The sequence below is a fragment of the Planktotalea sp. genome, assembly GCF_050633725.1.
Lineage (GTDB): Bacteria > Pseudomonadota > Alphaproteobacteria > Rhodobacterales > Rhodobacteraceae > Planktotalea.
Genome location: NZ_JBOEHB010000007.1, coordinates 123423 through 138251, shown reverse-complemented (window position 1 = coordinate 138251; position 14829 = coordinate 123423). Strand labels below are relative to the sequence as shown.

At 54.4% G+C, this 14829-nt stretch carries 14 protein-coding genes and 1 pseudogene; 2 read left to right on the top strand and 13 right to left on the bottom strand.

The features are described from left to right. The 11 genes and pseudogenes from ACRBCU_RS07995 to ACRBCU_RS07945 all read right to left on the bottom strand — a co-directional run. Window positions 1-488, bottom strand: a 488-nt coding sequence (locus ACRBCU_RS07995; RefSeq protein ID WP_431364847.1) for a phosphate ABC transporter ATP-binding protein, incomplete at its 3' end; no start/stop codon positions are given. A 26-nt stretch (window positions 489-514) separates the two neighbouring features. Next, window positions 515-1030, bottom strand: a pseudogene (locus tag ACRBCU_RS07990) (PstA family ABC transporter permease); the annotation flags it as partial. A 2-nt stretch (window positions 1031-1032) separates the two neighbouring features. After that, window positions 1033-1889, bottom strand: an 857-nt coding sequence (locus ACRBCU_RS07985; protein ID WP_431364846.1) for a DUF3333 domain-containing protein, incomplete at its 3' end; no start/stop codon positions are given. Further along, window positions 1886-3349 carry a phosphate ABC transporter permease subunit PstC gene (gene pstC, locus ACRBCU_RS07980; RefSeq protein WP_431364845.1) on the bottom strand — a complete coding sequence of 488 codons (1464 nt, stop codon included), beginning with the start codon at window positions 3347-3349 and terminating at the stop codon, window positions 1886-1888. The genes ACRBCU_RS07985 and pstC, both read right to left, overlap by 4 nt. An 83-nt stretch (window positions 3350-3432) precedes the next feature. After that, entirely contained in the window at window positions 3433-4485 is a 1053-nt protein-coding gene (locus tag ACRBCU_RS07975) for a substrate-binding domain-containing protein (protein WP_431364844.1), read from the bottom strand. 103 nt (window positions 4486-4588) lie between these two features. Beyond that, on the bottom strand, window positions 4589-5644 hold the full coding sequence (locus ACRBCU_RS07970) for an ATP-binding protein (RefSeq protein ID WP_431364843.1): 1056 nt from the start codon (window positions 5642-5644) through the stop codon (window positions 4589-4591). A 4-nt stretch (window positions 5645-5648) separates the two neighbouring features. Then, window positions 5649-6833 (bottom strand): trans-sulfuration enzyme family protein, encoded by a 1185-nt coding sequence (locus tag ACRBCU_RS07965; protein ID WP_431364842.1) that lies wholly within the window; start codon window positions 6831-6833, stop codon window positions 5649-5651. Further along, window positions 6826-7164 carry a hypothetical protein gene (locus tag ACRBCU_RS07960; protein WP_431364841.1) on the bottom strand — a complete coding sequence of 113 codons (339 nt, stop codon included), beginning with the start codon at window positions 7162-7164 and terminating at the stop codon, window positions 6826-6828. The genes ACRBCU_RS07965 and ACRBCU_RS07960 overlap by 8 nt, the downstream gene beginning before the upstream one ends. Further along, on the bottom strand, window positions 7165-7686 hold the full coding sequence (locus tag ACRBCU_RS07955) for a gamma carbonic anhydrase family protein (RefSeq protein ID WP_431364840.1): 522 nt from the start codon (window positions 7684-7686) through the stop codon (window positions 7165-7167). Beyond that, the gene (gene gmk, locus ACRBCU_RS07950; protein ID WP_431364839.1) at window positions 7683-8327 is read right to left on the bottom strand and encodes a guanylate kinase; all 645 of its coding nucleotides are present in this window, start codon (window positions 8325-8327) and stop codon (window positions 7683-7685) included. The genes ACRBCU_RS07955 and gmk overlap by 4 nt, the downstream gene beginning before the upstream one ends. A 6-nt stretch (window positions 8328-8333) precedes the next feature. Next, the gene (locus ACRBCU_RS07945) at window positions 8334-9224 is read right to left on the bottom strand and encodes a YicC/YloC family endoribonuclease (protein ID WP_431364838.1); all 891 of its coding nucleotides are present in this window, start codon (window positions 9222-9224) and stop codon (window positions 8334-8336) included. Between the two features lie 252 nt (window positions 9225-9476). Here ACRBCU_RS07945 and ACRBCU_RS07940 point away from each other — a divergent pair, with 252 nt between their 5' ends. Further along, window positions 9477-10247, top strand: a complete 771-nt coding sequence (locus ACRBCU_RS07940; RefSeq protein ID WP_431364837.1) for a PAS domain-containing protein — start codon at window positions 9477-9479, stop codon at window positions 10245-10247. 119 nt (window positions 10248-10366) lie between these two features. Here ACRBCU_RS07940 and ACRBCU_RS07935 read toward each other — a convergent pair whose 3' ends face one another. Then, entirely contained in the window at window positions 10367-11734 is a 1368-nt protein-coding gene (locus ACRBCU_RS07935) for a class II 3-deoxy-7-phosphoheptulonate synthase (RefSeq protein WP_431364836.1), read from the bottom strand. Window positions 11735-11937: 203 nt separating this feature from the next. Here ACRBCU_RS07935 and ACRBCU_RS07930 point away from each other — a divergent pair, with 203 nt between their 5' ends. Then, entirely contained in the window at window positions 11938-12942 is a 1005-nt protein-coding gene (locus tag ACRBCU_RS07930; protein ID WP_431364835.1) for a GlxA family transcriptional regulator, read from the top strand. Window positions 12943-13511: 569 nt separating this feature from the next. Here the strand turns inward: ACRBCU_RS07930 and ACRBCU_RS07925 are convergent. Continuing rightward, entirely contained in the window at window positions 13512-14600 is a 1089-nt protein-coding gene (locus ACRBCU_RS07925) for a PQQ-dependent sugar dehydrogenase (protein ID WP_431364834.1), read from the bottom strand. Window positions 14601-14829: the final 229 nt, after the last annotated feature.

Genomic DNA, 14829 nt, shown 5'->3' with positions numbered 1-14829 from the left:
GCGCGCGCGATGCACAGACGTTGTTGCTGACCACCCGACAAGCCCGTTCCAGGGGCCTGCAAACGGTCCTTAACCTCGTCCCAAATCGCCGCGCTGCGCAGGGATTTTTCAACGATCTCGTCCAGATCAGCTTTGGAGCGTGCAAGCCCGTGAATACGCGGGCCATAAGCAACATTATCAAAGATCGACTTTGGGAACGGGTTGGGCTTTTGAAACACCATGCCCACCTTGGCGCGAAGCTGCACAGGATCAACGCGGCGATCATAGATGTCTTCGCCGTCAATCAGGATGTCCCCTTCGACGCGGCAAATATCAATCGTATCGTTCATTCGGTTCAGGCAACGCAGGAACGTTGATTTACCGCAGCCCGAGGGGCCGATAAACGCCGTTACGGTCTTGTCTTCAATCGCAACGTCTACGTCTTTGATCGCGTGATTGTCGCCGTAGTAAACCTGCACGCCTTTGGCCGAGATTTTTGTGTTATCCATCGTCGTATCTTTCATAATGTCAGCCCCTACCAGCGGCGCTCAAAGCGGCGGCGCAGGATGACCGCAATCGTGTTCATGCTGATCAGGAAGACCAGCAGGATAATAATGCCGCCCCAAGCGCGTTCATAAAACGCAGGGTCAGCGCGTTTGGCCCATTCATAGATTTGCGCAGGCATCGCCGAGTTGGGATCAAGCAAGCCGCTGGCCACGCTGTCAGGCGCGTTGCTGGCGATAAAGCCGATCATACCAATCAACAGCAATGGCGCGGTTTCACCCAAAGCCTGCGCAAGTCCAATAATTGTGCCAGTCAAAATGCCGGGCGCAGCAAGCGGCAGCACATGGTGGAACACCGATTGCATCTTGGACGCGCCAACCCCCAGCGCCGCATCTCGGATGCTGGGCGGGACAGATTTCAGCGAGGCACGGGTTGAGATGATGATCGTCGGTAGCGTCATCAGCGTTAAGACCAAGCCACCAACCAGCGGCGCGGATTGTGGCAGGTGCATATAATTGATGAACACCGCCAGCCCCAGAATACCGAANNGGCAGGTGCATATAGTTGATGAAGACCGCAAGGCCGAGGATACCAAACACGATAGAAGGAACTGCAGCGAGATTGGAAATGTTCACCTCGATAATATCGGTGATCCAGTTCTTTGGCGCAAATTCCTCAAGATAGATCGACGCGGCCACACCAATGGGCAAAGCAAGCGCAAGAACCACCAACATCATAAACAGGCTGCCCATCATCGACACGCCGATACCCGCCGCTTCAGGGCGCGCATCAGAAGCGTCCGCACCGATGATAAAGCCAAGGTTAAAGCGTTTCTCGATCACACCAGCACTGACCAACGCGTCCACCAGATCAAGCTGAGCGGCGTTGATGGATTTGTCATCGGCGATGCTTTCGCGGCTAACGCGCCCTTTGAGATAGCCATCAACGCGGGAATTGGCGAGGAAGGTAAACTCAACCGTTTTGCCGATCTGCGACATATCATTGATCACAAGATCGCGCACAGTCGCGGCTGCGCTTTTGGACAAGAGCGCAGCTTGTTTTTTGCCTTTCAGGTCCGTTTCGATCCCGTTGGACGTAACGGCGTCTTCCATTGCCTGCTTGAGCAGCGGCGCATAGCCGAAGGTGGACACTTTCTTGATCTTTTCCAGATCGCGGGTACCCTTTTTATCGAGCTTGGCTTCAAGCAAAGGCACGTTCAGCGTCACAAAGGTTTGCTGGAACGCTCCAACTCCGTTGCCGATGATTGTCACCAGCAAAAGCACAAGCACCGCCAAACCAGCGCCAATTGCAGCGATTCCGTAAAAGCGAAAGCGGGTCTCGGCTGCGTTGCGCTTTTTGGTGCGCGCATCGAGCGTGAGCAGGGAAGTTTTAGCGTTATCTGTCATTCGTATTGCTCACGATATTTGCGCACGATGTAGAGTGCAAAGATGTTAAGGCCCAGCGTCAGGATGAACAGCGACAGGCCAAGGGCAAAGGCCACCAGCGTCTCTGGGCTGGCGAAATCACCATCCCCTGTAAGTTGGCTGACGATACGTGTGGTGATCGTCGTCATCGCCTCGAGCGGGTTCAGCGAAAACTTGGCAATCGCCCCTGCCCCAAGCACCACGATCATCGTCTCGCCAATGGCGCGGGACGCGGCAAGCAAGATTGCACCGACAATGCCGGGCAGCGCGGCTGGGATCACCACTTGGCGAATGGTTTCCGATTGCGTCGCGCCGAGGCCCAGAGAGCCATCGCGCATGCTTTGTGGCACAGCGTTGATAATATCATCCGAGAGCGATGAAACAAACGGGATCAACATGATCCCCATCACAACACCTGCGGTCAAAACCGCTGTTGCACCGCTCATCCATTCAACGCCGAGATATCCGTTACTGCCAAAGGTGCGCAGCAACATAGGGCCGACGGTGAGCAAGGCAAAGAGACCGTAAACAATCGTCGGAATACCTGCGAGAATTTCCAGCAACGGCTTGGCAAAGCCGCGCGTTTTTGGCCCGGCATATTCGCTGAGGTAAATCGCAGCGAAAAGACCAATGGGCACAGCCACCAGCAGCGCGATGATAGAGATATAGATCGTGCCCCAAAGCAGCGGCAGGATCGAAAGCTCACTGTCTCCACGGAAATTCGGCGCCCATGTGGTGCCAAAGAAGAAGTCGGTCCAGCTATGCAGCCCAAAGAAATTGCGCGTCTCGAACAGCATCGACAAAACGATACCAACAGTCGTGAGAATTGCGAGCGATGCGGCCGTCATCAACAGCGCGAGAACAACCCGCTCCACCGCGTTGCGGGCGCGAAAGTCTGGCGAGATTTTCGACAGACCGAAGAGGAAGCCAAACGCTGAAATCGCAAGAACAACAATCATGCGCCAGAAATAGCCCGTTGTATCAGCGGCGCGGTAGGTCTGCGCAGCCTTCAACACCTCTGGTGCAACATCATTGCCCAAAGCAACGCCAACGCCGCCCAAGGTTTCGCGCACATTTGGCAAGGCTGATGTTGCCTCTGCCTCGCTAAGAACGCCCTGCTCTACCGCAACGGACAAACCGTCCGAGATACGGCGCACATCGCTCATCACCAACGTGACAGAGCCTTCGTCGGGCATCAGTTCAGCCGGGATCAATTTAACCGCGCTTCCTTCAATGAATGAAGGCTGCGCAAGCATCCAGATCACCAGAATCAACAAGGCGGGAACCAGCGTCAACAGAGCCACAAAGCTTCCGTAGTACTTTGGAAGCGAGTGCAACTTGCGAGCATCCCCGCCAGCGCTTTGCAAGGCGCGTATGCGTCCAACCGCAACACCAATAACCGCTAATACCAGCACGATTGCTGTAAGCCAAAAAGCGGACATAAGAACTCCGATCGAAACGTAAGTTTGGGGTCGTCAAAAATCTGGCGCGGTGATCCTCACAAGACCACCGCGCCAAACAAGCTTTACATGTTTGCGCCGAGAACCGCTTCGTCCGCAACCGCTTCTTGTGTTTTTTCCAATTCAGGATCAGCAACAAGACCGTACTCGGCCAAAGGACCGTCTGGGCCTGCGATTTCTTCTGCTACGAAGAACTCAGCAAAGTCTTTGAGACCCGGAACAACGCCAATGTGTGCCTTCTTCACGTAGAAGTAGAGCGGGCGCGACACAGGGTATTCACCTGTTGAAATGCTCTCTGTGGAAGGAACAACGCCGGACATTGTCGCAACTTGCAGCTTGTCAGTGTTGTTCTCATAGAAGGCGAGACCAAAGACGCCGATACCGTCTTTGTTGCTCTCGATGCGCGCGAGCGTTTCTGTGTAATCGCCGTCGATGTCGACAGACACACCATCTGTGCGCAAGGAAATGCAGGCTTTCTCAGCCGCTTTATGCTTGGCTTTGTCGGTGTCGCCCGTTGCCATGCCAAGGAACGCATCAAATGCGCCTGTAGCTTCACAGCCAGCGAGGATCACTTTGTCTTCGAACACTTCGCGTGTGCCGTGCTTTGTGCCTGGGATGAAGGCTTGCAAGGGCTGCGCGGGAAGCTCTGCGTTGACATCGTTCCATGTCTTGTTGGGGTTTGCCACCAACGCGCCGTCAACAAGGACTTTGTCGCTAAGGGCCAAGAACCAATCAGAGGGTGTGTAGGCGAAGTCGTTGCCACCTTTTTCGGATGCAAAAACGATGCCGTCATAGCCGATGCGAACCTCAATGATGTCTGTCACGCCTGCGTCTGCGCAAGCTTTGACTTCTTTGTCCTTAATCTTGCGCGATGCGTTTGCGATGTCGATCGTGTTCTCGCCCACGCCTTCACAGAACCGCTTGAGACCTGCGGAAGAGCCGCCAGATTCAACAACAGGTGTTGGGAAATCGAAGTTTTCACCGAAAGCTTCTGCCACGATTGATGCGTATGGCAGAACTGTGGAAGAGCCAGCAACCTGAACCTGATCACGCGCAACGGCAGCTGTTGCAAGGGCGCTCATCGCGAGCGTGGATACTGTAAGTTTTACGAAGGACATATCTGTCTCCTAGTTTCATCTCGTAGGCGTTGACTACGGCGCTTGAGACAAGCTTTTGTGACAGAATTGTAAAAGTTATATGACAGCGCATTTTTAAGCGCGATTACTTGGCGGAAACACGCGCTTCAATTGGCAAAATTACTGTAAATTCAGAGCCTTGACCCTGTTCGCTTTTGATTTCCAAACGACCACGATGACGGTTGATTATGTGCTTCACAATCGCGAGGCCAAGGCCCGTGCCGCCCATTTCACGACTTCTGTGACTATCGATTCTATAGAACCGCTCGGTCAGGCGCGGAATATGTACAGGATCAAAACCCGCGCCATTGTCACGGATGATCACCCGAATGCCATCGCTGCGCAGGCGCGGCTCAAAGGCAGGCGCTTGCAGGATCACCACGACGCTGACACCCTCGCCGCCATATTTCAGGGCGTTTTCTATCAGATTGGTAAAGACCTGACGCAGCTGATCGCCGTCTGCGCGCAATTTGCTTTGCGTGTCATCAAGGCTGAACTTTAGATCGGCTTTGCTGTTCGCCGCCAAACTGCCCATCGCGTCCTCGACTGACGAGAGCAACGCATCAAGGCGTACCAATTCTGTCGGGCGAGACCGTCTTTGACCTTCGAGCCGGGAAAGTGACAACAGATCATCGACCAAACGGTTCATCCGCTCTGTTTCAGCAGCCATGATGCCAAGAAACCGCTCGCTCGCGGCGCGATCATCCTTGGCCGGGCCTTGCAAGGTTTCGATAAATCCAAGCACTGCCGTCAAGGGCGTGCGCAACTCATGGCTCACGTTGGCAACAAAATCGCTGCGCAGCTCCTCGGTCTTCTCGATGTCCGTGATATCAATCAAAGTCACCAGAACCCCTTGGAAGTCCTCATGAACAAAGGCGGCGTGGACGCGAAAAGTCGTATCGCTTGTGCCATCATTGCCCAAATAACGCGCTGTTTGATCGGTATGCAGCGCCGCGCAATTTTCAATGGCTTCAATGACCGCAGGTTGGCGTAGCGCATTGATATAGTGTCGCCCCGCGAGCCCATCGCCCAAAACCTTTTTAACCAAGGCGTTGGATGCCAAAATGCGTTCTTTTTGATCCACGAAGAGCGCAGGCATCGGTAGGGCTTCGACGAAGGATTCTATTTGCAAACGGGGCATCGGATCAAACCGCGGTTGCGGCCTGTACCGCTTGCGTAAAGACCTGGTTCAGCGCCGCGCTATCCTCTAGGCCAACGGAAACCCGAAAGAACCCTTCGCTCATGCCAAGCGCTTCGCGTGCGTCTGGTGTTAAGGCTCTATGCGAAGAACTGGCCGCATGAGACAGCGTTGTTCCAACATCGCCCAGAGTTGGCGCAAAGGCGATACCTTCGGCAGCGCGCGCCAAAGCGTTGGCAGCGGCGCGGCCACCTTCTACTTCAAAGCTGACCATATTGCAGCCCTGCCCGCCAAGCAGCGTTGCTGCGCGCTGATGATCAGGGTGATCCGCGCGATTTGGATAGAGCACGCGTTTCACACCGTCCAACCCGGCCAGATGGTCCGCAAGCGCGAGCGCATTGCTTTGCGCACGCTCGAAGCGTAGATCAAACGTTGCAAGCCCACGCTCAGCCAACCAGCAGTCAAACGGGCTGGCGGTCATGCCTGTTGTGACAGAAAAATCATAGATTTTCTTTTGCACGGCAGGGTCTTTGGCGGCGACATAACCCAATGTGACGTCAGAATGGCCAGCAAGTAGCTTGGTCACAGAGTGAATAACAATGTCAGCGCCCTGCGCAAAAGGCTTATAAGCGCGCGGCGTCGTGAAGGTATTATCCACGATCAACAAGATGCCCCGATCTGCGCAAAGGCGCGCGATGCCGTCCATATCCGCAACGCGCAAAGTAGGGTTTGAGACGACCTCGACAAGAACCGCTTTTGTGTTCGCTTTGATCGCTTTTTCAAAAGCGGCCGCATCGGTTGGATCGGCAAGTGAGGTTTCAATGCCAAAACGCGGCAAGTCCTCTTTCATCAAACGCAAGGAGCGCCCGTAAAGCTGATCGCCGCCGATGATATGATCACCCGCGCTGAGCGTGCCCATCAACGCCGCTGTCACTGCGCCCATGCCAGAGCCCGTCACGATGCCCCCTGTGATCCCTTCAAGCGCATCTATGCGCTGCGCCAGAACCGTCGCATTCGGATGCCCTTCACGCGCATAAGTATACCCCTGCGCGCGCCCTTCATATTGCGCGTCCAGCTCGTCAGGTGTGCTGGATGCAAAGGCAACCGCAGTGCTGAGCGGGGTCACAATGGGTCTGCTCAGGCTGTCGGGCATGCCCACAGGGCGGATCAATGTTTCTTTGGAATTACGCATCGCGCATTTCTCCGATTGGGCCAGTCACGTAGTGTGTGCTGGAAAATGTCAGGCTCAGTGAAAAGAAAACGTCATCTGGCATCAAAGGCACAAGAGAGCGTTTAAGGTCGTTAAGTAACGCTTTCATGAACGTCTCATCGCGATGCGCTTTGGGAAGCAATCCGATCTCGATCAGCACATGATTATGATGCGTCACCTCGCAAGGATAGGCACGTCCTTTGCATTCTCCAGACCCCGCATCGTGACTTTGGATGATCTGCTCGATACGGGCCAAGATGCGCGCGGCGTCCAAATTCAAAGTGCTGGAATACTTCAATTCCGCATGTGGCATTCAGAGAGCTTTCAGATCCGCGCGAAACCGGCGCATGTTGTCTTGGTAATGCAGCGCAGAGGCTTTGAGGCCTGCAATGCCTTGATCATCCATTTGACGCACGACTTTCCCCGGTGCGCCCATCACGAGCGATCCATCGGGAATGACTTTGCCCTCAGTGATCAATGCGCCTGCGCCGATCAAGCAGTTCTTGCCGATCTTGGCCCCGTTCAGAACCGTCGCACCCATGCCGATCAGAGAATTTTCGCCAATTGTGCAGCCATGCAGCATGACCTTGTGACCAATCGTGCAACCCGCAGCAATCGTCAGCGGATAGCCAATATCGGTGTGCATCACAGTGTTTTCCTGCACATTGGTGCCAGCCCCGATATGAATCACTTCGTTGTCACCGCGTAGCGTAGAGCCGAACCAGATCGATGCGCCCGCCTCCATCACAACATTGCCAATGACATTCGCATCCGGCGCAATCCATGTGTTTTCGTCAATCTGCGGTGTCAGATCACCTAGGGTGTAAAGCGTCATGATATGTCCTCGAATTGGCTCTGAAGTTCGCGCACATGCTCGTTCAAATCCGGTTGTTGCGAGCGGCGCAGGCGCGTTGCTGTTATGATTGTTTTTAGCTGCTCTTCTGTGGCATCCAGATCATCATTGACCAGCACAAAGTCATAGCCATCCCAATGAGAAATCTCATCCCAGCTTTTGGACATACGGCGCGCGATGACTTCTTCGCTATCTTGCGCACGGCTGACGAGGCGGCGATGCAGCTCGGTGATGGACGGCGGCAGCAGGAAGATCGACAAAGTGTGCTGCCCTAGCACCGAATTGCGGATTTGCTGAGCGCCCTGCCAGTCAATGTCAAACAGAACGTCCTGCCCTGCGTTTATGGCGTCTTCAACCGGCCCCTTGGGCGAGCCGTAGAAGTTGCCGAAGACATGGGCATGTTCGAGCATTTCGCTCTCGCTAACGGCGCTTTTGAAATCGGCTTCTTGGATGAAATTGTAGTCTTGCCCGTCCACTTCGCCAGCGCGCGGTGCGCGCGTGGTTGATGACACAGAAAACCGGATGGAGTCGTCCCATTTGCGCAAACGCCCTGCAAGCGTGGATTTACCAGCGCCCGAGGGCGAGGAAAGGATGATCAAAAGGCCCCGACGATCTACACTCATTTGTCGTTACTCCACATTCTGCACTTGTTCACGCATTTGATCGATCAGCACTTTCAGCGCGAGACCAATTTCCGTCAGCTTCGCGTTCTGCGCCTTTGAGCAAAGCGTATTGGCTTCGCGATTGAATTCCTGGCACAGAAAGTCGAGCTTGCGCCCAACAGGCGCGCCGCTCGTCAGTAGATCACGCGCCGCGCTTATATGAGCATGAAGGCGGTCGATTTCTTCGGTAACGTCGGATTTCACCGCAAGGACCGCAATTTCTTGCGCAAGGCGCGCTTCGTCCATCTCTGCGCGACTGTCCATGACCCGCGCGATCGCCGCTTGAAAGTTGCTGCGCATCTCTGCGGCGCGATCCCCAAGCAAACCCTGCGCGGAAGTGGTCAGCGTTTCAATCTCGTCAAGCTGGCGGCTCAGCACGGCATGTAGCGAAGCGCCTTCTGCCGCGCGCATTTCGTTGAAACTTGCCAGCAACGGCGCGATGTCTGCGCGCAGCGCATTGAGCAAGTCTTCACTGGCTTCGCGGTTTTGAGGCGCGTCCATGACGCCGCGAAAGTTCATCACATCACTGGCGCTTGCGGGTGTCAGATTAACCCCCGTCGCCCCTGCCCGCTCCTCAATCTGGCTGATCGCCTCAAGAATGCGCGAGAGCGCTACTTCATTGATCTCGATGCCAGTGTCCCCCGCCTCGCGTGCGATACGAAGGTTCAGAGAAATAGAGCCACGCGCAGCGCTGGCACCGACTTGTTTGCGCAATTCAGCTTCCATCGCGCCCAGCCATTCGGGCATGCGAATACGCAGATCAAAGCCTTTGCCATTGACCGAGCGCAACTCCCAGCTCCAGGAAAACCCATCTGCACCGCCTGTGCGCGCGGCAAAGCCTGTCATGGATGTGAGCATGCGTCTCTCTCTTTTGTTGTTTGATGGGTGCACCTAAGCCAAATGCGCGCGGGCGTGCAAGTTTAAGAGCGCTCAAACTCAGCCCTCTTTACACGAGCGGTTAACCAATCCTGCACAATTGTCTCAATTTTTCACTTAACTTACGCTATTAATCCCTCAGTAACCTTCGTTCATTTATGTTTAACCAAGATGCAAGTCTTCAGCCCCCAAAGGCAGAGCCGCATCTTAACGCAGTAAAAGGTAGTTGATCGCGTGAAAACAGATAGCCCCCGTCCGGTCCGCAATGGCGACAGCAGTGACAACAGCAATGTGATTTCTTTGGATCGGCGCCTGCATGACACTGCGCCCAACAGTTTCAAAGCCTGCCGCGATCTAAACACCTACTGGGACGCCTTGCGCGGCGTGCGCATGATGCCCGCTCGGAGCGAATTTGACCCGCGCGGGATCGAGCAAACGCTGGCCTGCACTTTTATCGCAGAAAAAGTTGCGCCAAGCGTTGCGCGCGTTCGCGTTGCGGGTTCTGTCATGAATGACGCGCTCGGCATGGACGTACGTGGAATGCCAATCACAGCGTTCTTTGATCCGATGTCACGCGATAGCCTGTCCGAAGCGACACGTGATCTATTTACAAGCCCTGCGATGGTGACCATCGAACTCAGCGCGCGGCGCGGTTTTGGACGCAAGCCCCTGCGCGCGCGAATGGTCCTGCTGCCCTTGAGCGACGAGCAGGGCCACGTCACGAGATTGGTCGGATGTCTGGATGTGCTTGGCGGGCTCGACAAAGCACCGCGCAGGTTCAAAATCACGTCCATTCATCGCACGGAAATCAGCGGTGAAGAGCCAATTCCAACAGGTCCGCACGTACCGTTTTCCCCGAAAGTCATCGAAAAGCCTGCACGTGAATTTGCGTTTTGCGAGGCACCGGTTTCGTTTCGCTCAAAGCGGCGCGCCCCCTCGCAAGAGGCAAAGACGACAGAGCAAGCCGCGCGCTCTGGCCTTAGACTTGTGGTAAGTAACGCGTAAGCAAAGCGCCACGCTCGGCGCAATCAATGTGGTTTGCGCTATCCAAGCGCAATCACGACCCACCAAATAAAAACGCCCCGCGTAAGCGAGGCGTTTTTTCGTTTGTCATTTAAGCCCGGTTAGCCAGCTTTTGCCTGCGCCGAGGTGCGCCGCGCTGACAATTCTTCTGCAACCAAGAAGGCCAACTCAAGCGATTGGCTGGCGTTCAAGCGCGGATCACATGCGGTGTGATAGCGATCAGACAAATCCTCATCACTCACCGCGCGCACGCCGCCTGTGCATTCTGTCACATCCTGACCCGTCATTTCAAAATGCACACCGCCCGGGATCGTGCCTTCGGCGCTATGAACACCAAAGAAGTCGCGCACTTCGCGCAACACGCTTTCGAATGGACGGGTTTTGTAGCCAGAGGCAGACTTGATCGTGTTGCCGTGCATCGGATCACAGGTCCACAGAACTTCTGCACCTTCTTCCTGAACCGCTTTGATCAACCGTGGCAGATGTTCACCCACATTGCCTGCACCAAAACGTGCGATCAGGGTCAAACGGCCCTGCTCGTTCTCTGGGTTCAGTTTGTTCATCAAAACCTTAAGATCATCAGCGGTGGTTGTAGGACCACATTTCAAACCGATCGGGTTTTGGACACCGCGTGCAAACTCGACATGCGCGCCATCCGGCTGACGTGTCCGATCGCCAATCCAGATCATATGACCAGACCCAGCGAGCCACTTGCCAGAAGTGCTATCAAGACGCGTCAACGCCTCTTCATATTCCAGCAAAAGCGATTCATGAGAGGTGAAGAAATCCACTGTCTTTAGCGACGGCTCTTGATCGCTATCAAGGCCTGCGGCTTTCATGAAATCAAGTGCATCGCCGATGCGGTTGGCAAGTTCACGATATTCTGCCGCCTGCTCACCAGCTGTAAAGCCAAGCGTCCAAGCATGGACTTGATGCACGTCGGCATAGCCGCCTGTCGAAAACGCGCGCAAAAGGTTCAGTGTTGCAGCCGCTTGCGTGTAGGCTTGCAGCATCTTTTTGGGATCTGGAATGCGGGCCTCTGGCGTGAAGGCCAGCTCATTGATGATGTCGCCGCGGTAGCTGGGCAGCTCCACGCCATCAACTGTCTCTGTATTTGCAGAGCGCGGTTTAGCGAATTGACCTGCCATGCGGCCAACTTTGACGACGGGCACTTTCGCGCCATAGGTCAGAACCATCGCCATTTGCAGCATCACTTTGAATGTGTCGCGAATCCCGTCAGCACTGAACTGCTCAAAGCTTTCGGCGCAATCGCCGCCCTGAAGCAAAAACGCATCGCCGCGCGCGGCTGCGCCAAGCTGCGCCTTCAACGTGCGCACTTCGCCTGCAAACACTAAAGGTGGATAAGCAGAGAGCTGCGCTTCAGCAGCGGCCAGAGCCGCCGCATCCGTATAATCCGGCATTTGGACCCGTGGCTTGTTGCGCCAGTCCGATTTCTGCCAATCGCTCATCTGTCTTCTCCTGAGAAACTATAGTATGAATTTGTTATATACGTCGCTGTTAGCGCTATGACCAGCGGCTTATCGAAGACGCCGTATTGACGTTTTCAACGCGATGCGCTCAAGGTGAATTGAGTGATCCATTCTTGTTGAATCACACGTTGCCACAAAACCAAACTGGTACCGCGCAAATCGCGCATTTCAGGATCTCGTCAATGATTTCAGATGATGTCAAAATAAGCGTCGAAACCGACAGCACCAAACCACGCAAGTTCGTGTTTGTGTTGCTAAACGACTTTACGCTTTTGTGCTTTTCTGCGGCGCTTGAAGGCCTGCGCATCGCGAACCGTTTGGCAGGTAAACCCCTTTATTGCTGGAGCGTTATTGGTGAGGGCGGCGACTCTGTAGTTTGCTCTGCGGGAACCGAATTCAAACTCGACAGCGATCTTGTGGAGTTACAACGCGACGACACGGTGCTTTTGTGCGGCGGCGTCGATATTCAACACGCGACCACCAAGAAACTGCTCAACTGGATGCGCCGTGAATCAAGACGCGGCCTGATCATGGGCGGTCTGTGCACGGCATCTTACTGCATGGCAAAGGCTGGCATGTTGGACGGTAAACGCGCGACCATTCATTGGGAAAATCAGGATAGCTTTCTCGAAGAATTCGATGAAGTCGAGCTAACCAAATCGGTTTTTGTGGTTGACGGCAACCGCTTGACCACGGCGGGTGGCACGTCTTCGATTGACCTTATGCTCAAACTTATCGCGGATGATCACGGCGAAGAACTGGCGAACGCAGTTGCTGATCAGTTGATCTATTCTTCGATCCGCACAGATCAGGACACCCAACGCCTTTCAGTGCCGACACGCATCGGTGTGCGCCATCCGAAACTGTCTACTGTGATCCAGATGATGGAGAACAACATCGAAGAGCCGATCAGCCCGTCGATTCTTGCCAAAGATGTTGGTATGTCCACGCGCCAGCTAGAGCGCTTGTTCCGTCGTTATCTGAACCGCTCGCCCAAGCGCTATTATATGGAGCTGCGGCTGCAAAAGGCGCGCAATCTGCTGATGCAGACAGATATGAGTGTGATCAATGTGGCATTGGCGTGCGGTTTCGCGTCACCGTCGCATTTTTCCAAATGCTACCGCGCACATTATGACACGACACCATACCGCGAACGCGGATCGCAAGCAGCGCGGTTGTCGATTTGAGTTTGCTTTTTATTCTCGTTCAGGTTCGAAGAGCCTCTGAATTACGAGCTCCACGAATTCGGGATCTCTTGCGAAAGCCAACGAAAAGCCGCCAATCACAATCAGTATAAATCCCAGAAATGACCCAAGGAAAATCCAGAGTACAAAACGCACAAGCGCAGGGTCACGTATTGCTACTATTCCGAACAAGAACTTTAATAAAACAGCGTGCTTTTTGAATGGTGACAGGTCGACGGGGGCTTTTGCGGGCAATTTCTTTTGTGGTTCATCTTCTTGAGGAGGCATTGGCAGCACCTATTGGTCTATTTGCCTTCATTGGGCAAAGAAGCACCTCCAAGAGTCGAGCTTTGTTTCAGTTTCATCGTAAATCGTGATGAAGGCTGGGCGATACGCAAAAAGTTCCCCTCTTGTGCTGCTTTTGTCCAGCATTATCAAAAAAAGCTGAACACTGTAACATTTTAGCTTTCAGCCCATTAAGCAGACTTATCCACAAGCCTTCACAGAAATTACAGCTTTAGTTTGCAATTGTTCGAATACTGATAGTTTTGAAAATTCTCATTCCATAAATGCTAATTCTTGCTGATTCTGTTAAGCGCGCCATTGCCAACGGACAGAAACCAAATTGAACCATCTGGCGCTTCGCGGATGTCGCGGACGCGTTCGGTTGTTTTGGATTTGATCTGCTCGGCCTCGCGCAAAGGGGAGCCTGTCAGGCGCGCGATGTAGTCGAATTTCAGACTGCCGACAAAATGGTGTCCGCGCCATTCGCGAAACAGCTTGCCTGAATAAATCAAATATCCCGAAGGCGCGATGGACGGGTCCCAATAGTGCTCGGGTTGTTTCAGGCCGGCTTTCGCCGTTCCCACTCCGATCTTGCGCCCGGAGTAATGTGTGCCATAGGAAATGGTCGGCCAGCCGTAATTCGCGCCCTTTTGAATGCGGTTTATTTCATCGCCCCCGCGCGCGCCGTGTTCATTTGCCCAAAGTTGGCCCTGTAGATCAAGCGTTAGCCCTTGGGGGTTTCGATGGCCATAAGACCAAATTTCCGGGCGGTGATTGTCCTTGCCAACAAACGGATTGTCACGCGGAACGGCACCGTTTTTGGCGATGCGAATGATGGTTCCATTGTGTGTATTGGTGTTCTGGGCTTGCTCTCGCTCGCCGCGATCCCCGATGCTGGCAAACAGCGTACCATCGCGGGCTTCAACAAGGCGCGAGCCGAAATGATGAGGGCCGCTTGATCCTGTTTGCATTTCAAAAATTGGTGTGACTTCGCTCAGCGCCGCGCGCGCTGGATCAAAGCGTGCGCGTAGGATTGCCGTGCCTGAACCCCGCCCTTGAGGTTTGGCATAGGTCAGGAATATCAACCCAGATGCCTTGAAATCGCGCGGCACGAGAATGTCGAGCAAACCGCCCTGCCCGTCCTCAGCGATTTCGGGCAAGCCTTTCACCTTTTTGCGCGATGCGCCCGAAAGCCAGATGAGAGCGCCGCCGCGCTCGCTCACCAACACACCATTGCCTGCAAATCCAATGGCCCAAGGCGCATCGAACCCGCTGGCCAGCGTTTCGAATTTGTATCTTGGCGCTGCGCTCAGCGAAGGCGCGCAAAGCGAGCCTGCAAGCGATGAAAGAACCAAAGCACGCCGTGTCATCTGCATCTCGTCGCCTCCTTTGTCGTCGATCTTATCCGAGATATGGCGCGTGGAGGCGAAAAAAAGGCCAGACAAAGGAAGCTGTGCAAAACAGCGATTTCTTTCGGCGCCGTAATGTCAGGGCTTTTCAAACGATCAATGCCCGAATAGGGTCCAATGTTAATTCGCCGCACAGCACCCCACTTTTCGTGGCACGCTAGGAGAGCGAAATCAGACAAGCGCGCTAAGACGCTTT